Source organism: Leptospira interrogans (assembly GCF_900156205.1).
GTDB classification, from domain to species: Bacteria; Spirochaetota; Leptospiria; order Leptospirales; family Leptospiraceae; genus Leptospira; species Leptospira interrogans.
In genome coordinates this window covers 39,374-60,244 of sequence record NZ_FTNA01000024.1, presented here as the reverse complement: position 1 = coordinate 60,244, position 20,871 = coordinate 39,374, and the positions used below count along the sequence as shown (strand labels likewise).

The 20,871-nt window shown below is 34.3% G+C and carries 16 protein-coding genes, 2 tRNA genes and 4 pseudogenes; 14 read left to right on the top strand and 8 right to left on the bottom strand.

The window, feature by feature from the left end:
* Positions 1–45: 45 nt before the first annotated feature.
* The 3 genes and pseudogenes from BW942_RS16450 to BW942_RS21565 all read right to left on the bottom strand — a co-directional run.
* Positions 46–291: a DUF1563 domain-containing protein gene (locus tag BW942_RS16450; RefSeq protein WP_002075648.1), complete on the bottom strand. Its 246-nt coding sequence runs from the start codon at positions 289–291 to the stop codon at positions 46–48.
* 191 nt (positions 292–482) lie between these two features.
* Positions 483–806 (bottom strand): annotated as a pseudogene (locus tag BW942_RS16445) (IS5/IS1182 family transposase); the annotation flags it as partial.
* 252 nt (positions 807–1,058) lie between these two features.
* Positions 1,059–1,515 (bottom strand): annotated as a pseudogene (locus BW942_RS21565) (transposase); the annotation flags it as partial.
* Between the two features lie 556 nt (positions 1,516–2,071).
* On the opposite strand from BW942_RS21565, the gene BW942_RS16430 reads away from it, so the two are divergent.
* Both BW942_RS16430 and BW942_RS22265 read left to right on the top strand, forming a co-directional pair.
* Positions 2,072–2,485 (top strand): hypothetical protein, encoded by a 414-nt coding sequence (locus BW942_RS16430; RefSeq protein WP_000949446.1) that lies wholly within the window; start codon positions 2,072–2,074, stop codon positions 2,483–2,485.
* A gap of 477 nt (positions 2,486–2,962) precedes the next feature.
* Positions 2,963–3,093 (top strand): annotated as a pseudogene (locus BW942_RS22265) (IS5/IS1182 family transposase); the annotation flags it as partial.
* Between the two features lie 25 nt (positions 3,094–3,118).
* Here BW942_RS22265 and BW942_RS21135 read toward each other — a convergent pair.
* Positions 3,119–4,261: pseudogene (locus tag BW942_RS21135) on the bottom strand (IS3 family transposase).
* Positions 4,262–5,234: 973 nt separating this feature from the next.
* Positions 5,235–5,363 carry a hypothetical protein gene (locus tag BW942_RS22005; protein WP_017854535.1) on the bottom strand — a complete coding sequence of 43 codons (129 nt, stop codon included), beginning with the start codon at positions 5,361–5,363 and terminating at the stop codon, positions 5,235–5,237.
* Positions 5,364–5,444: 81 nt separating this feature from the next.
* Here BW942_RS22005 and flaA2 point away from each other — a divergent pair, with 81 nt between their 5' ends.
* The 3 genes from flaA2 (at position 5,445) to greA (ending at position 10,112) form a co-directional block, all read left to right on the top strand.
* Entirely contained in the window at positions 5,445–6,164 is a 720-nt protein-coding gene (gene flaA2 / locus BW942_RS16405; protein WP_001227585.1) for a flagellar filament outer layer protein FlaA2, read from the top strand.
* A gap of 23 nt (positions 6,165–6,187) precedes the next feature.
* Positions 6,188–7,135, top strand: coding sequence for a flagellar filament outer layer protein FlaA1 (flaA1, locus tag BW942_RS16400; protein ID WP_001972005.1), 948 nt, complete (start codon positions 6,188–6,190; stop codon positions 7,133–7,135).
* 196 nt (positions 7,136–7,331) lie between these two features.
* Complete coding sequence (gene greA, locus BW942_RS16395; RefSeq protein ID WP_017861816.1) at positions 7,332–10,112, top strand: transcription elongation factor GreA; 2,781 nt, start codon at positions 7,332–7,334, stop codon at positions 10,110–10,112.
* A gap of 151 nt (positions 10,113–10,263) precedes the next feature.
* On the opposite strand, the gene BW942_RS16390 is transcribed toward greA, so the two are convergent.
* Positions 10,264–10,515 (bottom strand): hypothetical protein, encoded by a 252-nt coding sequence (locus tag BW942_RS16390; RefSeq protein ID WP_001273884.1) that lies wholly within the window; start codon positions 10,513–10,515, stop codon positions 10,264–10,266.
* Between the two features lie 2,063 nt (positions 10,516–12,578).
* On the opposite strand from BW942_RS16390, the gene BW942_RS16380 reads away from it, so the two are divergent.
* The 9 genes from BW942_RS16380 to BW942_RS16340 all read left to right on the top strand — a co-directional run bounded on the left by BW942_RS16380 (position 12,579) and on the right by BW942_RS16340 (position 18,252).
* Positions 12,579–13,211, top strand: a complete 633-nt coding sequence (locus tag BW942_RS16380; protein WP_000869002.1) for a Crp/Fnr family transcriptional regulator — start codon at positions 12,579–12,581, stop codon at positions 13,209–13,211.
* The gene (locus BW942_RS16375) at positions 13,208–14,380 is read left to right on the top strand and encodes an acyltransferase family protein (RefSeq protein WP_001050199.1); all 1,173 of its coding nucleotides are present in this window, start codon (positions 13,208–13,210) and stop codon (positions 14,378–14,380) included. Before BW942_RS16380 ends, BW942_RS16375 begins: the two co-directional genes overlap by 4 nt.
* 10 nt (positions 14,381–14,390) lie before the next feature.
* Positions 14,391–15,761 carry a YncE family protein gene (locus BW942_RS16370; RefSeq protein WP_001087680.1) on the top strand — a complete coding sequence of 457 codons (1,371 nt, stop codon included), beginning with the start codon at positions 14,391–14,393 and terminating at the stop codon, positions 15,759–15,761.
* 67 nt (positions 15,762–15,828) lie between these two features.
* Positions 15,829–15,902 (top strand) — tRNA-Ile (locus BW942_RS16365).
* A 14-nt stretch (positions 15,903–15,916) separates the two neighbouring features.
* Positions 15,917–15,989: transfer RNA gene (locus BW942_RS16360), tRNA-Ala, on the top strand.
* A gap of 1,041 nt (positions 15,990–17,030) precedes the next feature.
* Entirely contained in the window at positions 17,031–17,264 is a 234-nt protein-coding gene (locus BW942_RS16355; protein ID WP_001211481.1) for a hypothetical protein, read from the top strand.
* Position 17,265: 1 nt separating this feature from the next.
* A complete protein-coding gene (locus BW942_RS16350; RefSeq protein WP_000739865.1) occupies positions 17,266–17,529 on the top strand; it encodes a hypothetical protein in 264 nt (87 codons plus the stop codon).
* Position 17,530: 1 nt separating this feature from the next.
* Positions 17,531–17,755, top strand: a complete 225-nt coding sequence (locus BW942_RS16345; protein ID WP_000783068.1) for a hypothetical protein — start codon at positions 17,531–17,533, stop codon at positions 17,753–17,755.
* Positions 17,756–17,820: 65 nt separating this feature from the next.
* Complete coding sequence (locus BW942_RS16340) at positions 17,821–18,252, top strand: cupin domain-containing protein (RefSeq protein ID WP_001066717.1); 432 nt, start codon at positions 17,821–17,823, stop codon at positions 18,250–18,252.
* A gap of 96 nt (positions 18,253–18,348) precedes the next feature.
* Here the strand turns inward: BW942_RS16340 and BW942_RS16335 are convergent, their stop codons facing one another.
* A complete protein-coding gene (locus BW942_RS16335) occupies positions 18,349–19,095 on the bottom strand; it encodes an enoyl-CoA hydratase/isomerase family protein (RefSeq protein WP_002145819.1) in 747 nt (248 codons plus the stop codon).
* 340 nt (positions 19,096–19,435) lie between these two features.
* Complete coding sequence (thiM, locus tag BW942_RS16330; RefSeq protein ID WP_000047876.1) at positions 19,436–20,233, bottom strand: hydroxyethylthiazole kinase; 798 nt, start codon at positions 20,231–20,233, stop codon at positions 19,436–19,438.
* Positions 20,234–20,871 lie beyond the last annotated feature (638 nt).

Genomic DNA, 20,871 nt, shown 5'->3' with positions numbered 1-20,871 from the left:
ATCGTCTTTTCTATTGTTATTAATATCTTTAAACAACACGAATCTTTATAATTTGTATCTCTGATTGATCTTATTATCAGATAAACTTAAGAAGATTCCCTTACTAGATATAACTTGAAAGATCAGAATTTTAAAAATTGGGAGAACTGGTATTTCATTTTGCTTTCGATCCGTTTTAGAAATTTTTTGTATGCTATCTAAAAAGGTCTGTTTTAGAAAATATTCTACATAAGTTGTATATAGATTTTCTAATGTTTCTAATAAAAAGAAACCTATTAAAATTATATTCATCATTTTCACCTTCTACCGTCTTTTTTGCTTCTCAGTGAAAACAAAACTTTTCACTGTCAGGGATATTAATGAAGATAAATGATTATCTGTTTATTTTGAACATATATATGAATTATATTTGGGTTTTGATCTGTAATCTTTTCCAATTCTGAATGTTTATTCAGTTTTAGTTAAGAACTTGTCCCAAAAACCTATTTACGTGACATTCTAATTAAAATGATAGTAAATGCGATCTGGAATAATGCCGTATAGTTTTCGAATTTGAATTCCCAACAAGTTTTTATGGCTCTAAACGCATTGAACCAAGTAGCAATACGTTCGATTGTCCATCTAAAAGGATTTAGCGGAGCAATCCATTTAGAATTTCTCACATTCTTTTTATTTGGAGTTCGATACTGAATATTCCTCTTTTTTAATTTGTTCTTAATTGTATTGTTAGCATAAGACTTGTCTAATGAAAGAATCTCTGGCTTCAAAACTTTATAATTTATTAATATTCTAAATGTTTTTAAATTAACGTGAGTTCGGCGTAATGAATTTATTTTTCTGAAAAAAGTTGGGATTTGAACTTTACAAATCGATTCTTAAAATGTGGGAACTAACACATGAATATTAGTATGAAAAATCTGTTTTAAACTTCACTACGGGCCAATGCGACTTAATTTGTGGGAACTACTGCAAACTTAGATTTTGCAGTAAAATTTTCAAGATGTAGGGACTCATACTTTTAGAAAATTCTTTCTCGTTTTCTTAGACCGAATTCACGTTAAATTAGGAAATAGTAGTTTAGAATCATAAATTCCAACTGAATCAATTACAAAGCTAAAGATACAGGTGCTTACACCGCGATATGCCTCTTTTGCCGTGATCCGTCGGGTTTGGCCCCGTGAAAGCTCCTTTTGGAGACCTTGCATAACTGCCATTCTTTTAGTTTTAATTTTACTAGAACGTTCATAAAGTTTTAATATTTCTTTTTCAATTTTATCAAAAACTTCTGCTGCTATCCATTTCTGAAATCTTCTATGTAATGTTGATTTTGAATCGAACATTGGAGGAATATATCTCATTGGATTCTTGTTCTAACCTTAAAAATAGCGCAGCATTACTACTCGATCATTCAGCCTCTTTCATGGAGTTTGTTTTATGCTTTGGTAGTAAGGGATGAAGACGTTTCCAAATCTTTTGCAAAATACTAAATGACCTAAATTTGAATTTATATGTCATTTCTATTTCTTTACAATACAAGGAGGTTTTGGGATACGCTCTTAGTATAATCGGGTACAAAGTATGATATTAACGTATCAAAGATCCATCATATAGATATTGATACTTTGTAAGATATTAATCTTTTAAAAAACATAGAAAAGTAGTATGCTAAAATCAAATGTTCAATTAGCTATCAGACATTAACCACAAGAGGTCAAATTTGAAAAAATAATTAAATTCAAAGAGCAATTAGAAAAAACAGGAAGCTCTGAAATTGAAAATACGGACCGAATAGGTTTAATAAAAACCAAAGACCTATATCATCTAGAGTTTTACGGAAGTCCATTCGAAGAAAATTATATTAAATTATTAGAAATAATTTGTGACCAGGGCATTGCCGAAAAACTAAAATCTATCGATATGAAAGGGCTTAAATGGGACTCGAAATTGGGATATTGGTACGATTGTTAACAGTCCAGTAATCTTTAAAAATTTAGAATATTTTGCGATCGAAAAAACTAAACTGAATCATCATAATAGAACTATTATAGGAGAATTATATGAAGAAGATGGTGTGCTTTCGAAATTACTGTTAAAATCTCCAAAATTACGTGTATTAGTTACACCATCTGCACCGAATTTAAAATTTTTCAAAAACCAACATAATACGTTAGAATTTCTAAATGTTTCAGCAGGGTACAACCATGAAAATTTTATTGAGAATTTATCTAAATACAATTGTTTTCCAACGCTAAGTTATCTACAATTTGGTGAATACAATGAAACTTATATAGATGATTTTTTAGAACACACTACTCCTTTCGAACATTATAAAATTCTTTTTTCCTCTGGAATTTTAAATAATCTACAAATGTTTACTTTAGAAAACCCTGTTTGTTCAAAAGAAGAATTATCAGAAATGAAAACATACTTAAAAGATATACATTTTCAGGTAGTTCGATGGTCATCTGAATTGATAAGAAAATAAATTGTATTTTTCTTTCTAAAAAATATAAAAGTATAAATTGTCGTCTAACATGAGATAACCGATTCGACTCCACACTGCACTAAGGAATCTCAAGCTTTACATTAATTTTTACGTGTAGACAACTTAGGCACGCTTCGGGCCAAGAATATCAAGAATTTATATATAGTCATCTTTGAAAAAAGTCCAAATGGCGAGTAACGCAAATAAAATTCTATCCAAGATCAAAAACTTAAAAACAAAATTAACTAAAAGAATGAAAAAGGACTATAAAACACTGTGAAAATAAAATCAGAAGAAAATTTAGAACACAAGAATTAAGGAGGTATTTCGCAACAAGTTAGACCAGATTCTCAATCATAGACATTTGTTGTATTAGAGTTTGTTCCAAAAACCTCAAAGAATTTTACTCGATAATTCTTTAAAAATTTTTAATAAAATGCAGTAGTTCCTACAAATTAAGTCGCATTTGGCAATTTGCGGGCTTTCGAGAGATATGAGTTTAGTTACACGAATAAATTAAATTGGACTGTTGGAGTTCAAATCTTCCGTATAACGGTCCTACTTTGAAGGATAGCATCAAGCAGATGGAAAAGATTGTCGGTCTGAAGTAGTCACATAAAAGTGGACAGCCATTTAAGCAATATTTGTCTCAAATTCTTCAGGGCTGATATAACCTAATGTAGAATGAAACCTGAATCTATTGTAATACACTTCGATAAAATCGAATAGAAGATGTTCCGCTTCTTTAATGTTATAGAATGTATTGTATTCGATTTCTCTTTTTAGAGAACTAAAGAAAGACTCTGCCACCGCATTGTCCCAACAATTTCCTTTTCTGCTGTTGCTTCGTCTGATACCGTTGGCAATTAGTAGTCTGCGTGTTTCTTTAGAACAGAAATTAGAACCCCGATCCGAATGAAAGATCAATCCTTTCCGAGGGTTTCTTGACAACACTGCTTTTAAAATCGTATCACATACCAACTGAGAATCATTACGGTCGGAAAGCGACCAACCCACTGTCTTGCGTGAATACAAATCCAGGATCACACAGAGATAACTCCAACCAAACGAAGTCCGAATGAATGTAACATCAGACACCCAAATTCGGTTCTGCTCGTTCGGATGAAATTTCCTTTGAACTAAATCAGGAGCAATTCTACCCCGTGTTTTGAATTCGTTGTCAAAGGTCTAAACTGCTTCCTCTGTTTCCCGCTAATTTTACAGTGTTTCATCGCTTTTCGAACTTTCCTCGCTCCATAGGGAAGATTCGACTTTTTCACTTCCTGAAAGAGACGTTTAAAACCGTAATTTTTACGACTCTTAAGCCACTTCTCTTGGAGAAAGTTCGTAAGTTCAGGAGCAACTGACCGATCTTTATGACGGTTTAGATATTTATAATATCCTGATCGAGATACTCCTAAAACTCTTGCCATGCTCCCTATACTATGCTCTAAGCAATTCGATTTCATGAACTTCAATCGGGATTCTGTTCGCGGGAAAGCATGGCCGCAAACTTTTTTAAGATCGCGTTCTCTCATCCTTTAATCTCAGATTCTCTTTACGAAGTCTTTTCAACTCTTCGCTTTCCTTTAGCTGTTTATCCGGAAGTGGTTGCTCTGTTTCCTTCTTTTTCAAATGCTCGGCCTTCCATTGTCTCAATACAAAGTAGCTAACTCCTAAGGACTCTGCTACTTCTTTTATTGTAAACGATCCGTTTAACGTCCGGTTTACCGCTTGTTCCCGAAACTCTGGCGAATATTTTCTTCTTCCTTTCATTCTCACCTTTTACCTCTATTCTTGGAAAAAAAAGGTGTCTACTTTTATGTTACTAGGTCAGTTTTCGACCGAAGGAAGTTTCTGTGGATTTAGGTTACAAGTGGAAGGATTCTCATCCTAAAGACGTTCAGGTTCATCTTTCCAATAAAAACAAAAAGAATATAGCCGTTGGGAAAGGATGTGGATGAATAGAAGATCTGCTATTGAAGCGGTTATTTCTCATCTAAAACACGATCACAATTGACTCGGATTTTCTCAAAGGCAAAGAAGGGAATCGTATCAATGCGATCTTATTCGCTGCTGCGTGTAATTTCAGAAAACTCATTCGAGCTTTTTTATTCTTATTTGGGAAATCTTATCTTTCCTTTTTTACATTCCTAATTTGATTCTTTGCGTTTTTTCGGGGACGACTATATAATGTGGTTTTGACGTAAGGAATTCATGATCCATTTTTCTAAAAAAGTTGTGATTTCGATTCCTAAAGTGTGGGAACTACCACAATTTAAAAAATAGAAATTTATAACAATTGAGCCTCTGTATTCAAATGTGGGAACTCACACAAAATTTAGGTTTGTCTGTAAAATGATGTGGGAACTACCACAAATCACGATTTTAAGAGCAAATTCTAAAGTTATAGGAACTCATACTTTTAGAAAATTCTTTCTTACGCCGAACTCGTGTTAGTTAAAAATTCGTAATGCGACTTAATCTGTGGGAACTCTCACAAATTTAGATTTTACAGTAAAAAATAAAATGAAGGAACTCACGCGTTTTGTTGAAGATTTAAGGGGGATTAATTCTGAGATTTTGCGATGAGTTCTGATAAATTAAACCATATATTCTACAAATTTAAAAGGGAAAGGTTTTGTATCGGAATCCTTGTTTTTAGATTTGAAAGTTTATTTTTATAAAAATTTTCAATTTTTAACCCTTTTAAAAAAATTCACGAAATGTTAAAAAACTTTTTCGTTTGCTAATTTTGATCCTTTATCTTCCGATATTTATACAGAGGCGTTAGTAGGATCGGATTTCCTAAAATTCTTTTTAAAAGAATTGGAAGAAGGAAACATAGAATCGATTCGGGTCCAAGTGATTCTTTCATACTTTTTGGAAGTGGTTCCAAGAGTTGGGCTTGTCTCTAAACGATTTTTTATTTTGTATTTTGTAACCAGGAGAAATTCTCATGAGGAAGAAGATCATCTTACTTGCTGGACTGCTCTGCATTCTTGCAGTACCAGGTGTCTATAGCCAGCAGACCGGAAATAATCAGGCTGGTGGAAATCAACAAACAGGGGCAAACCCAGATCCTCTTGAAAAGCTCATACTAGAGAATTTCGAAGAGGCGGAAGACTGGAGAGCGAAGTCAACAACTCCTCTTGGAGAAACCAAGGTTCTCAAAATGGTCCAAAGAGGACTGATAAGAGACGTGTTCGACGAAAACACGGTTCCGGATAACGGAGGAGATCAGATCGAAAAGAATCATATCCTTGGAGTAAAAACAAATTATACCGTCAGAGGATTTGATAGAGTGGAAGTATTTCCTCCTCACGAATACGTAGTAAAAGGGAAAGCTCGTCAATTATCTATCTGGGCTTTGGGAAGAAAGTTTCGTCATACTCTTTTCGCTAAACTAAGAGACTACAGAGGGAACACCCATAATATCCGATTAGGAAGATTGGACTACTTTGGTTGGAGAAAACTAACCGCTACAATTCCTGGTTTTGTGCCTCAAAGTACAAGATTCGCTCTTTTAGATAAGAATCTTCATTTTGTATCTCTATTTGTAGTCAGCGACGTTCACGAAGTGGGAGGACAATTCTACTTTTATGTGGACGATTTGGAAGTTCGTGCCGATAAATCGGATGCGAAGTATCCTGGATCGGAAATTAAAGATAATTGGTAATCTTCGGGGAAAGGAAAGTAAACATGAGAAGATTCATGAACTCGTTCAAAATCACTGCGGCTCTAACTACGATTCTAGGAGGAGTGATTCTATTAGGAATCGTGAATGGACAAAACATCATCAAAGGCAAACGTGGAATCGATACCGCGACGGGAATCGACGTAAGCGGTCTGGAACTCAGATCTATCACGGTGGAATCCTGGGATAATCCAGCGCCTTCGGCTCCTTATGGTTGGGAAGTTACTACCGATAAAGATACACAACAACCACAAGGTGGACAACAGCAAGCGTATCAAGCGACTGCCCAAAACGCTCAAGCTCTAAGAGAAGTAAAACTAATTTCTGGTAAACCTGGGGATATAAAGAATGTAGACGCAGGGACCGCAAAAGTTCTGGGGGTTAAATTTCAATTCACTTATCCAGGAGAGAATGCTGTAACGATTCGTCCTCCTCGAATTCCTGAATATGAAATACTTCGTACTAAAGCATACTTAGATGCAAACAATCAGAAAAAAGTTTCTAAGATCTATGGAGTGGAATTTCCGGGTGTTAGTAAGGCAATGTCCGTTTGGGTTTGTGGAAGAGGAAACGAGTATAATTTAGAAGGTTGGATTGAAGATTGGAAAGGAGACACGCACATTCTTCAATTTGGATCTCTCGACTTTATTGGATGGAGACCATTGACCGTTTACATCCCTCAAGGAGTTCCACAGGATGTAAATTCTTATCCGCAGGTAAAGACGATCGTTTTCAAACAGTTTAAGGTTCGTTCTCGTCCAGATACCAGTGGAGAAACTGTATATCTTTTCTTTGACGAATTGAGAGTATTGTCCGATGTATTCGAAGTTCACTTCGACGGAGCTTCTATCGATTTCGATGATGAAGATTGCAGAAGCAAACATAAATTGGATAAGATGCTCAAAACCAAAGTTGAAAAAGAATGTGGCGGCGGCGGTGCTGCAGGCAAATAAAAATTCTTTTAAGAAAAACGGGATATTTTTAAATCCCGTTTTTCCTTTTCTGAGGCTTTCTCCTTCTCTCTAAATTCTGGTTTACGGATAAGCCAACTCGCTTATAATTGATAAATACAGGGCTGTCAGAGAGGAATTTTACCCCAAACGTCCCAATTTTCATCATCAAGCCGAGATTCAATCGGTGGAGTATCCTATGTCTAACGAAATATCAGCAACTACGGAATCCAGACCGGCTAACGATCTGGATAAGCTGACATCTCTTTTCAACGAAGAAATTTACGTTCGCACTGATGCGAATTCCATTCCTGCATCCAAGTTCAAGATTTTTGATGATCTCATCGAATTTTATAAGTCAGCCGGAAAAATAGACGAAGCAAAACGAAAAATCGAAGAATATCTTTCTGAACACGAAGATAGTATCTCCGCAAGATATTTACTTGGGATTCTTTCTTTGGAAAGAGGGGAGATTAGCGATTCTGGTCTATTAAAGAATCTATTAGAATCTTTTAAAGTAGCCAGTAAATGGGCTATTATAGAACACATTACGGATCAAATCCTGAAATATGGAGATCAAAGACTCGCGCTTAAATACAAAGCAGAAGCTCTGGAAAAATTAAAAAAGAATAAAGAACTTAAAATCGTATTAGAAAAGCTTGCAAAACACGATCGTAAAAATCCAGAAATTTTAAAAAAATATGCCCTGTCTATATTAGAAGAAAATAAAGAAAAGGCGATTACGTATCTCAAACAAGCGATCGAAACATTTGCTAAAACAAAGGATTACGTTCAGTTAGAAGAGATTTGGTCGATCATCGTAAATAATAATCATGAGGACCTTCAATTTTTCGAAAGAATTGAAAGAATCATGTTAGGTCATCGCGAAAGAACCAGACTCGTGGGTTATCTTTATCCGATTGTGGAACCTTATAAACAGTTGGAAGACTGGGACAAGGTGATTTATCTTTTAAAAAAGATTTTAGAACACGAGGCTTCTTCTAACAAAGCCAGAAATGAACTCATCAGAGCTTATAAAGCAAAGTATGTAAATCATTCCCTTTTGGAAGATTTTCTAAAGATGTCTGAGATCGGCAATAATAGAAAGCCGATCAAGGTATGTATCGCAAATTTCGAAAGGAACATCGTATTCGATACTAACAATTACGTTCTACATAGAAACTGGGGTGTGGGGAAAATTACTTCAATTTCGCCTAACGGAGATTCTATCTTTGTAGATTTTAAAGATAAGAAGGACCATAAACTTTCAATTCAGATGGCGATTACCAGTTTAAAGCCTCTGAAAAGAGATCACATCTGGGTAAAATACTATGAAAATAAAGATGAGATTACAGAATTATTTAAAAATAATATTCCTGATTTTTTTAAAGAACTCTTAACTTCTTTTAACAACAGAATGTTGACTGCTGATATTAAATCAGAAGTTTCCGGAAAATTTCTTCCGGTTGCAGAATGGTCCAAGTGGTGGAACAAAGCTAAGAATATCATTAAAAAAGAACCCAATATTGGATTTGATCCAAAGAAAAAAGATGAATTGGTATATCGTGAAAAAGCCATTTCTTTGTCGGAAGAATTGTCGGAGAAGTTTGCTCACCAGACAGACGCAAATAAAAAACTAGATATTGCAATGGAAGCTTTGGATAACCGAGAAGATGCGGAAGGAGCCATTGAAGCTTTCAATCACTTTTATTATGAAGAAGAGGAAGCGGCAGATCCGGTTCGTAAGATTGTAGCGTTTTTATATTTGCAAACTGCGTCGGAAGAACTTGGAGACGAGGAAATTCCAAGACATCTAAACGAATCTAAAATTGCAGAATTGATTAAGTCTTTGCCAGTTAGTTCTTTAATTGAGGTTTCTACTAAAATTGGAAACGCGGAAATCAAAAAGGGTTACGTAAACTTAGTTCGCAAACACGCTCACAATCCGGAAGAGGTTTTGACCGGAATTCTTTTCGAAGTTCCAATTAAGGTAAACAAATACGTATTCTCCATTTTGGAAGAAGAAGGTAAGTTTGATCTTCTTAATTCATTTATTAAGTCTGCTGGCACGAGAGCAAAAGAAACTCCTGAAGTTTTTATCTGGGTTGCTAAATCCATTCTTACCAAAGTTTGGGAAGGAGAATGGCTTTTATCTTCTAAACAAGAGGAACGTCTTGAATTGATCCTCAAAGTTTTCCGTATGTTTAAACCTCTTACTAAGATAGAGGATAAGGGAACTAAACTCAAGAATGCTTGTAAAGACATCTTACACGGTAACGACGATGAGATTTTACGCGAAGCAATTCATGCTGGAAATTCTGAATACATCCGTAAGTTATACGCCCTTTATAAAGAGGTTCCGTATTTTACTGATCTTGAAAAAGAACGTCTGTATTCTTTGATTGTAGAGTTAAAACCTGACGTTGCTTGGGAAGAAGATGAAGACGAGGATGAAGAAGATGACGACATTCTCACTCGGATTCCTGAAGGTGCGATTTTGGTTACAAGACGCGCACTCGATCGGAAAAAAGAAGAATTTGAACACCTACTTAATGTAGAGATGCCGGAAAATTCCAAAGATATTGGAGAAGCTCAGGAAAGAGGGGACTTGCGGGAAAACGCTGAATATAAAGCCGCTATGGAAAAACAAGTTCAATTGCAGGCGGCGATTAAAAGGTTGGAAGCGGAAATCAAAAGTGCGATTATTTTGGATCTTACCAACGTTAAGACGGACAAGATCAACATCGGAGTTACGGCAAAACTTAAAAATGAATCTACAGGAGAAGTTGTAGCGTATTCTATTTTGGGTGCTTGGGATGCGGATACGGAAAAACATATCATCAGCTATCAGTCTCCGCTGGCTAAATCTTTGCTTGGTAAAAAAACGGGGGATTCCGCCGTTTTAAATCTTACCGGAGCGGAAACCCGTTATACGGCTTTAGATATTAGCAGATTTTCTTTACAGAGCCAAGAAAATTAGAAAATATATTCAGAAAACAGAATGTATTAAAAAATCCCGGATCGTTTTTCGGTTCGGGATTTTTTTATCTATTGAAACAAAAATGAGAATCAGTGCAACGCGTTTTAGTTTTATAGAACGTGTCATGTTTTAATGAAAAATTTCTTTGTCTTTATGCGGTTTTACTTCTGTAATCTTCCGCATTTTTATTTGCATTCATCAAAGTTATTTCGATTGGAAGAATATGTCGTTGTATATAAACGAGTAGTTCTTCGGCGTTGAGTTTTTGTATCATTGTTTCCGGAATTCGATTCCAGCACTGATCGAATACCGTTCTTACATTGAGTCCTTTCGACTTTAGTTCTCCTACTTGGTCGCAGAGGAAACGTATTTTTACCCGATCTTTTTTAATTATGTTTGCCATTTTTTTTCTCCTTTTTTACTGATCTTATGGACTCTATTATGATTCTATAATACATGAATTCTAATTTGCGATTGCGAAAGTGATCCAACAAATTGAAATCTAAAAGTAATTTTGCCTTTCAAAGTCATCAATCATTGACCTCGTGTTGTTTGGAATCGATATGATTCTTTCAATCAATTGTAAATAAGCCTCCGGACAAAAATCGTATCATATAAGCTTATTTAGGCGTTTTTTTTGATAAAAATGTTTCGAGTGGATTTTTTTGGTCCTATAAAACGATTGCGAATTTTTGAATATTCTTACCTATTTGGCACCAATTCTTTTCTTTAGGGCGCGATTTAAAAAGTGCTACTCGGGACTTATATTATAAAGTGCTCAAAATTTGTTTCTAAATTCATCTTACTACGCTGATGCATGAAAATAGTACCAAGTTATTAACGGCCGAATTTGTGAAAAAAATAGCAGTACTTAAAAAATACCGCAAATTTGGGATTTATAGCATTTTAGAGCAGGATCAAAACATTCAAATTTTTGAAACAATCTAACCAAAGTATTCTATTTATACATCCAAGTATCAAAATTTGCGGTATTTATTATATAGGAGCAGGAAGCCGATGTTCGTTTTGATAAAAATTCTTTGAAAGTTACCAAGCTTATTAGAGAAAGTTTTACTAGGAAATTCTATAATAGATTCTAATATTTTGCACTCAATCAAATAGCTTGCGATATAAATCTAAGATTGTTATTAGGATCAGAATCTCTTCTAAATGGAACGGGTCTTTAAAAAGATTCCTCTTCGAGTTTTATTTTATCCAGTTCTATGATTCCAAAAAATACAATGATTTCTAAAAAAGTGGTTTGATTAAAAAATGTGAGTTCGGTCAAGAAAATTAGGAAGATTTTTTCTAAAAGTAAGAGTTCCTACATTTTCAAAATGGATTTGTAAAACTCGAATTTGTGGTAGTTCCCACAAATTTAGAAAACTGGAATATTTTGTATATCAAACTAGTGTAGGAACTACTGCAGATTTTGTATTTTTTAGATGTATAAACTATTACAGACCCTATTTGACTGAGTTCGATAAAATCCATGCGAAAGCGATTGCAGCGTCGTAGAGAACTTAGCAGAATGCTCTTCAAACTCAGCGTCTCGCATTCCCTGAGCTCAATTATTGCTTCTGCCGATTTTTAAAGAGGCTTCGCTGAGTTTTTCGGGCCGCCCAGCAGGCGTTCGACGGATCGCGTTCTATAATAAATTGTAACTAAAAACGAAATATCGTATTATGTTTCTTTTATGCAATTTATTAGCTGGAACTGAAAACGCAGCCCGGCGACGCCGGATTTGCCCAGATTTTTTTACGCAGAATTTATAGGATTGAAGTGTAAATTATTTGGTCAATCATGTAGCTCCGAATAGTAAGTTCATTGTAAAACGTGGTAGTTCCCACAGATCACGTCATATATGAACGTTCGAACAGTTTTCATTGTTCTTAAATGCTCCTACAATTTGGGTTTGGGACTATTGATCAGATAAAGATTGAGTGAATTAAAGTGGGCTCGACGTAAGGAACCCGTGATTCATTTTTCTGAAAAAAAATTGGGATCTAAATTTTACAGATTGATTTCTCAAGTGTGGGAACTACCACAAATCACCATTTTACGAATCAGTTCTCAAGTTGTAGAAACTCATACTTTTAGAAAATTCTTTCTCATTTTCTTACATAAAACTCACGTTAATGACTGTAATTTCGATTTCGTTTTAAAATTATAGTAAGCCTTAAAATCCAAAAAGGGGATTTCAAAATCAAATTTTTACATAAAATCGTTGTTTTGTGGTTATTATTGAATTCAAAATTCATTTTATAGAGATTCGAGGTTTATTATAAAATTTAACGTCCGGACTTTAATTCCGATTTTCATTTTAATATAGGCTTTTTATAATTTGCCTGAGAAGTTCCGTTCTGCGGATTTTAGTTGATCTAAGTTCAGAAGCTTTCGATGCTGGTTCCGTTCTCCAAATAATTGAATTGATTGTGATATTATAATTAAGGTCCGTTAAGAATTATGAAAGTAACCGAGTCCATGATTGAGAAATTAGGGGTCGAATTCAAAGAATCCGATATTATCTTTGAGGAAAATCAGGAAGCGGAGGAAATGTATCTGATCGTCAGCGGGAAAGTCGGAATTCACAAAAAAGTAAAAGAAGCCTATAAACTCCTCGTAGAATTAAAAGAGGGGGATATGTTCGGCGAAATGGCACTGATCGATAGAACTCCTCGAAGCGCAAGGGCGGTTGCAAAAACTGACGTTTCACTCATCGCAATCAATGAAAGCGCATTTTTCAATTTAATACGAACCAATCCCGGTTTTTCCATGAAAATTGTTAAGATCCTTACTTCCAGATTGAGAGAAACTAACAAAACGATTGCTACTCTTTTAAAAGCGGATAAAAAGAATTTAGTAACTTCGGCTTTGATCAATTTTTCCCAAACATACGGAACACAAGATGGTAGTATCTGTAAAATTCCTTTGAATCATTTTATTCGATGGGCGATCCTTAGAGTTGGATTGGAGCACAAGGACCTGGTCAGTGCAATTAATCTATTAGTAAAAGATAAAATGGTAGAACAAAAAAAGGAAGACCCTGCAACCTTAATCCTTCGAGATTCTCTTTTTAAATATACGGTGGATGTTTGAACCTTAAGTCGACTTTACCCAAAACTCGAAAAAGACTTTTTTATCTAGATAACCTTCGTTCCTTTGCTCTTTTAACTGGTCTAGTGTTTCATGTGGCGATCGTTTACGCCGCCGAAATTAAATATCCTCTTAGAAACGAACAAAGATCAGAGATTTTTGACGTTTTTGGTGAATGGGTTCACGTTTTTAGGATGCCCCTTTTTTTCTTTCTTTCGGGATATTTTACGGAGGCGATTTTTAGAACAAAAACTCTGAAAGAGTTTTTAAAGATGAGAATTTTTAGGATTTTTATTCCGACGCTCATTGGAATTTTACTTTTTGCGCCTATGCAATCCTACATATCTCTTTTACAAGCTGGAACGAAAATTTCTTACTTTGATTTTTATTTTAGAATATTCTTAAATTATAATATTCGACCTTCTCATCTATGGTTTCTGTATTTTCTAATTTTGTTTACGATGCTTCATCTTCTGACCCGAAAGATCACACTTCCTTTAGCGTTGCTTTTGAATAATGAGCCAGATCAAAAAAGTTTTATACAAGAATTTAAGACGATCATCGTTTTTACCTTTATTAGTTTTATAGGTACTTGTATAATCAATTTCTATTTTTTGAAAGATGAATCTTGGTTTGCGATTGAACCGGTAAACTTTATTTATAATTTCACTTTTTTTCTTTGTGGAAGTTTTTTGATTTCTAAAGAAACTTTTTTTTTAGAACCTCAATCGGATCGTTTTTGGATCTGGGTTCCTTTTGCTTTACTTTCGTTTTGGGGATTTTACGAGATCAGTAGAATTGATCCATTTTGGTCTTACTTTGGTTATACTGGAAATTGGAGAAGGATTTTGCACATTTTTTCTAAGTGCGCCGCCGGTTGGCTAATGATTCGTCTTTTGATTGGTCTATTTCAGAAATTTTTTGATTTTAAAAACAATTGGACGGAATACATGAGGACCGCAAGTCTTCCGATCTATCTTTTACATCATCCTGTTTCTCTATTGGCCGGTTACTTTGTGGTTCATTCCTCCTTGGGACTCGCAGAAAAATTTATTCTACATCTTTTATCGGTTTTTGGAATCACATTCGTAATTTATCATTTTCTAATACGCCCTTTTTACTGGACCAACTTGATTTTGGGAAATCAAATACAAGCTAAAAAGAACACCTAAGGAGTATTTCTTGAACTCGAATCCAAAAAAAAAATTTCTAAAACTTATCAAAATTAAATCGGATATAATTCTGTTAATTCCTATATTTCTGTTTTTAGTCTGCTGCAAAAGCGGAGACTTTTCTTTACTTTCTTCTCCAATCAATCGAGAAAAGAATGGAACCGAAATTGTTAAGTTTAGTATTCATCCTTATAAAGGAACCGTAATACGATTGGGAGAAGAGATTCTTCCTTTTAAGGTTTTAGAAATGGATAAAAATATCGCTTTGGTCGAAATGGCAATTCCCGTTTATAAGGATGAAAAGGAAATTGAATTAAAACTTTCTTCTCCGGGTTTTCAAAATTCTTCTTACCGTATTAGAAAGCCGGAAGAACTAAATGAAAAATTGATAGCTTTAGATAAAGAGGGCATAACGCATCGTTTTATCTCAAGATTTAAAACAGGATTTCAGCCCAAAAGCGTTCGATTCATAGACAATACTAGGCTTGCGATTCCTCTTTTAGAAGATGAAGGTATGGACGTTTTGGATATAAATTCCGGTCAGACCGTCAGACTTTCTCCCCCTGAAAAATACAAAAAAAAATTGGGTTTTGTGGAAACGATTTCGATTCCAGAGCATAACGAACTTTGGGTCAGTCAGATGCAGGCAAATGCGGTTCACGTTTTCGATTTAAAAACTCTCGCGTATAAAGCGACGGTTGATCTAACGGGTAAATGGTCTAAAATCCTTCTTTATGATCCAATTCGAGATTTGGTTTATTGCTCCAATTGGATTAGTGAGGATATTTCCGTTATTGATAGAAAAACGAAATTAGAAATTCGTAAAACAGATAAGATTGGTTTACCTCGTGGACTTTTACTTTCGAAAGACGGTAAAGAATTATATATTGCTCAATTTTCCGCGAGCAATCAAGAATCTGGAGGTGGTAGACTTGGAATCTATTCTATGGATAAGGAAAAACTCATCGATACAATCGGTCCTCCGGGGAACAAACGTCATATCGTCTCGGGCAATACTGAAAATAAGATTTATGTTTCTGATATGTGTTGTAGCAAGATCGAAGTTTATGATTTAAAAGAAAAAAAAGTTCAAAAGTCAATTCCTGTATTCGATAAACCGAATACGATTGCTCTTTCTCCTGACGGAAAGTATCTTTATGTTTCTTGTAGAGGTCCTAATCATCCAACCGAAGGTTATCTCAAAAAAGGTTTGGTACTTGGAAAAGTTTATGTTATTGACACAACGACGGACACGGTTAAGGAATTTTGGGAAGCTGGTAATCAACCTACTGGTCTTGACGTTTCACCCGACAATCGTTACCTAGTGATCTCGGATTTTTTAGATCATCAAATTCGAGTTTATCGTAGAGATGGTTTTTAAGTCTACGACAGTTTTTTAGTAAAAAACTGTTGCATTTGAGAATTCAACCAAAAACATGTCTCTTACCGGGCCTGTAGCTCAGCTGGTTAGAGCACACGCTTGATAAGCGTGGGGTCATGTGTTCAAATCACATCAGGCCCAACCGGTATTGACAAGGGGCTTTAGCTCAGCTGGGAGAGCATCTGATTTGCATTCAGAAGGTCGTCGGTTCGATCCCGACAAGCTCCAATCGAATTCTACCATTTCGATTCGGTTAACATTCCCCTTCCTTTTTAAAATTTGAAGACAAAGTTCGATTTCGAAGTTTAATTTGTACTCAGCATAAATTTTTTAGAGTTTATTTGTAAAAATTACACCTAACTTACGTTGTATTCGGTTTCAACACTAAACACACTAGAATAAAAATGAGGTTCCTACTGATCTCTAGAAAATTGAGTACCGTTAATTTTATCACAAAACGCTGATTCTATGTAAAATATTAGGTACCTTATTATATAGTTATGAGTAATCGTCGTGTGTAAGATTCTTAGGTTCATAACTTTATTAGGTTACTCGTATTTGTTGTTATTTTAACGTGAGTTCGAAGTAAGAAAATAAGGTGAATCCGGCTACCATAGGCAGCCGGATTGGGTTCTCGTTCTATTCAATAAATTGTATACAACAATCGTCTTTAGTTTCAAATGCGATCCGTCGAGCGCGGACGCTGAGTTTGAAAGAACGTTCTTCTGAACTTCTTCATATCGATTCCTTTCACGTTATTTTAGATTCGAATTCTATATTAGAGTTGTTGAAAGAACCATACCTACAAACGATTTTACCCATTCATTTTAATGAAAAAAATGAAAGAAAATTAATTTTTCAAAAATTTTCTCTATTATAGATTTAAGAATGAATCCGTTCAATTTTAAATGTGAATACATTCATAGGATTCATCTTATAATCTCAAAAATAAGGGAATTGAAGTTGTTAAAAAATCTAAGTTTTTAAACAGGTTTTGTAAAAGAAATGTAACTAAATTCCTTAAAAATGAATTTTATCAATTTATAATTTTTAAAAATCTAAAAATGAGATGAATATTTTGAGAATATATCTCAAAATATTATATAGTCGTTTTAACGCATTAGAAGTGACTTTTCGTATAATTCGAATAAATATTATCATCTTAAGAATTTTTGAATAAACGTTTTGATCTGTGTTTTTAAACTTTTATTGACTTAAAATCCAAGTGTTACTGTAGTATTCGAACAATACTACATTTTAGGAGCTAGTATGCGCTTTTTAAAGTTCGGGGTATTTTTACTTCCCTTACTGTTTGCTGTAAATTGTGTAAGGCATCGGGTCGGATCCGGTGCATTTGCAGGAGATCATCTTTATCTGGTTGTTCATAAGGATACAGGAAATCCTTATGATCCTAAACGTATTTCAAGTCAACTGGTTCTATGTAATATCGACGCGAATGATTCGCTCGATTGTAAACCTGCTGTGATAAAAGGGTTAAGATAATATGAAAAAAAATCTGATTTTATTTTTCTTTTTAGCCATTGTAATATCTACTTTAGAACAATGTTTACCAGTTCATCTTGCGAAAGTAAGTGTTTTTGATAAGGACAAAATCGTTCTTCATAGAAACTTTTGTGCTGCAAGTACTTTACAAGGTTGTGGTGGTTATATTGACGATTATATTTGTGTCGTCGAAAAAAACGGAGATTTAACTTGCAGCGATGCAAATGAAAAATATAAAAATCCAAGTATTAAGGAAGCATATTAAGATGAAAATGTTAATCAGCTTGTTCCTCGTTGTATTTGCTCTTTTTATGGCAAATTGCAAAACGCTTTATTCTACGGACGTAGTTAGAACATCAAAAGGTTTTTATAGATTTTATGAAACTCGTGATGTTTTTTCAACTTCTAGTTCCAAAGTAGAATTTTGTGCTGTAGATGCAAAAACAAGTGTAATTGCTTGTAAAGACGTAACTGTCAATTTCGGATTTTAATCAAGTTTTTTGTAGGGAATCAATTCTTTTGGTTTCCTACAAGTCTCTATTCTGAGTATCTGATTATGAATAATGTTTTTTTTATAATATTCCTTGGAATTGTTTTCGTATTTACCGATTGTCACAAGGAAGTTCCTCCTTCCTCTCCACTTAGAAAAATCAATCTACAAACTTTTCTTAATTCCTCAGAAACGAAAAAATTTGCGGTTGAATTGGCTCATGGTAAAATTGGAGTAAACGTATTCAATATTCCTAAATTACCTAAGAAAATTCATCTTGTTCTTCGAGATGACGATTGTGTTTACTATGTAATTCGTGGAAGTCTTCAGCTTACCTTACCTGGAGCTGAACCTATAATGTTACAATCAGAAGAGGTTCTTTTTATACCGTCTGGAATCGTACATTCGATTTCGTCTGATCAAGTAAATTCAAAAGTACTAATGGTAAAAAGTTCCAATGTTTCTGAAATTGAATACTTACAAGAACCTCAACCTTAAACAAAATTTTGACGTTTTTATTTCGCGGTATTTGATGAAAATTCTATAGGAACTAAATCCTAAATAACGAGCGTATGAAATTTCCATAAAGGGCGTTCATTGTTGTATCGTTCCCGCATATTCTTGAACTTTCTGGAAAAATTTAGGATCTTCTAATACGGAAGCGAACGCGTCGAACTCGTTTTTTAAGTTTTCGTATAAGTTTCCTATGAAATAATTATTTGATATTCCTTTTAATGTGGATAACATATTTAAATTCCATTGTGAAAGTTTAGAAGCGACTTGGACCGAATGTTGTAATATGTCGTCTCCTTCATAGATCTCGTCTATAATTCCCAAACTCAAAGCCTGAGAAGATCGAATCGGATCTCCTTTTAAGGTTAGACTCAAAGATTTGTTCGGCCCAACTTTTCTTGCGAGTGTAGTGATTAGAGGAGGTCCTCCGAATCGAATTTCTGGTCTGAAAAGAATCGCCTTTTTTTCAGAAATGATGTAGTCTCCACAAAGAGCAAGATCAAAACCTCCAGCGGATGCAAATCCTTTTAATATCGTAACCACTGGTTTGGGAAAACTGTAAAGTGCATAATGATACTCTAATATTCTATGTCGAAAGGATTCTAGTTTTGTTCGAACTACTTCTTCTAAATCGTATCCACTTGAAAAGTGTTTGCCTGAAGAATTGAGTAGGATCGCTTTTACAGATTCATTGTTTGCGTTTACATTAAATACGTTTTCAAGTTCGTCTCTAATTTGTAAGTTTAGTGAGTTGGATTTTTCGGGTCGATTGAGAGTTACGATTAAAATTTGATTCCTGTTTTCGGTAAGCAAGCACTGATATTTCATTTTTCGATCCTTTTGAACTCGGATTAAACGCGCATGATCTTAATTTTGAATACACTTTGCGCAAGAAAAATTTAAAGTGGCATATATCTTTTTTGGGAAAGGCATCCGTTTGCAAGAAGTGCTAATAAAAATAAGATGTACTTGTTGATTTTTAATTTATAAAAACTTAAAAAGAATTTAATTATAATTATTTTATAATATATTGTTGAGTTTATTTTTTAAAGAATGATTTTACTAGTAACTTATATTACAAAGCGCATAATATTTTGCACTAAACGGGGCTTTGTAGTAAGATTAGTGACAACCTATTATATAGTTCTTAAGTAAAATTTAGTCATAATCATTTTTCTGTCGAAAGCAAATTCAATTGATCTAAAAAATTGACTGCAAAACTTCCAGAACCTTTTGATATTTTCGCGGAGCGTGTTCCTGCAATTGCAAAAACTGCGGATGCGGTTGCGGTTGCTCTTAGAGGATCTTTTTGTACCCCTAAAAAAGATGCGATTACACCTCCTAAGGAGCAGCCGACCCCGGTTACTTTGGTCATGATTGGGTCTCCTCCGCTAATAGAAATGGTTTCTTTTCCATTGGTTACGTAATCTATTTCTCCGCTGATTGCAATTACGGCTCCAGTTTTTTCGGCAAGCATTTGAGCAAGAGGCAATGCGTCAGAAGAAAGAGCTGTGGAATCAACTCCCTTTCCCCCTCCGTCTGTTCCGGCTAACGCTAATATTTCGGATGCGTTGCCTCTAATTACGGTCGGTTTAAAATTAAGTAATTCTTTGGCTAATTCTGTTCTAAACCCAAGTGCTCCCACGGCTACTGGATCTAATACCCAAGGTATTTTTGCTTGATGGGCTGCTTCTGCCGCGATTTTCATAGTTATTGCGTCATTAGAGGTTACTGTGCCTATATTGATTAACAACCCACTTGCAATTTTTGCAAATTCTCCCGCTTCTTCTTTTGCGATTACCATAGCAGGGGACGAACCAATTGCAAGTAACACATTTGCTGTCCAATTGGTTACTACTATGTTCGTAATAACATGTGTTAGAGGAGATTGTTTTCTAAGTTCGGATAAATCTTCAATGATCTCTTTTGCTGGCCAGATTCTTTCTATGATTGTAGTTTTTGACACGATTTTATTTTAAAGACTGAATGAATCTTGTAAAGAACTTTATTTTTTGAGCCGTGTGAATGTTCGAAAGAATGTTGTGATTTTTTTTTAAATCACTTAACTTTTGAAATCTATGAATAGTTTGAACTTCTAGTTATTAGAGTTTGTTTAAAAAATTTCATAGTTCAGATTAATAAAACTGTTCAATCGACCGTTTTTATGGAACAAGAAACATATGGAGAATTAATTTTTCAACAAACTCTATTCTCAAAAAAGTTCGGGTGATTTGATTTACATTCAAAAATTGTAGATTCTATAAAATCTCAAAATAAAGATTTTAAATCCGATTTGATCGTAAAGCTATAGTTTGGCGGCTATGATTAATTACTAAAAGTTCATTTCTTTAAAAATGAAGTTCTAATTTGATTTGTATAGTCCGTTTATTTTCTATATAGTATATAAAGAATTTAGAATGTCTGTAAAAAACGTTTTAGACCAAATGAAATATTCATAGCTATTAAACCGAGTGTTTAAAAAATCTACTCTAAGCTGAGATTTATTTTAGAATTTACGATATTCTATAGAGTTTTTTAATCCCTATAAAATTGAGTGCCGTTAATTTTATCACAAAACGCTGATTCTATGTAAAATATTAGTAT

Bases quoted from the DNA above. Each gene is read 5' to 3' on its own strand.
- BW942_RS16450 (WP_002075648.1), bottom strand. From the start codon at position 291: ATGAATATAATTTTAATAGGTTTCTTTTTATTAGAAACATTAGAAAAT.
- BW942_RS22005 (WP_017854535.1), bottom strand. From the start codon at position 5,363: ATGAAAGAATCACTTGGACCCGAATCGATTCTATGTTTCCTTCTTCCA.
- flaA2 (WP_001227585.1), top strand. From the start codon at position 5,445: ATGAGGAAGAAGATCATCTTACTTGCTGGACTGCTCTGCATTCTTGCA.
- flaA1 (WP_001972005.1), top strand. From the start codon at position 6,188: ATGAGAAGATTCATGAACTCGTTCAAAATCACTGCGGCTCTAACTACG.
- greA (WP_017861816.1), top strand. From the start codon at position 7,332: ATGTCTAACGAAATATCAGCAACTACGGAATCCAGACCGGCTAACGAT.
- BW942_RS16390 (WP_001273884.1), bottom strand. From the start codon at position 10,515: ATGGCAAACATAATTAAAAAAGATCGGGTAAAAATACGTTTCCTCTGC.
- BW942_RS16380 (WP_000869002.1), top strand. From the start codon at position 12,579: ATGAAAGTAACCGAGTCCATGATTGAGAAATTAGGGGTCGAATTCAAA.
- BW942_RS16355 (WP_001211481.1), top strand. From the start codon at position 17,031: ATGCGCTTTTTAAAGTTCGGGGTATTTTTACTTCCCTTACTGTTTGCT.
- BW942_RS16350 (WP_000739865.1), top strand. From the start codon at position 17,266: ATGAAAAAAAATCTGATTTTATTTTTCTTTTTAGCCATTGTAATATCT.
- BW942_RS16345 (WP_000783068.1), top strand. From the start codon at position 17,531: ATGAAAATGTTAATCAGCTTGTTCCTCGTTGTATTTGCTCTTTTTATG.
- BW942_RS16340 (WP_001066717.1), top strand. From the start codon at position 17,821: ATGAATAATGTTTTTTTTATAATATTCCTTGGAATTGTTTTCGTATTT.
- BW942_RS16335 (WP_002145819.1), bottom strand. From the start codon at position 19,095: ATGAAATATCAGTGCTTGCTTACCGAAAACAGGAATCAAATTTTAATC.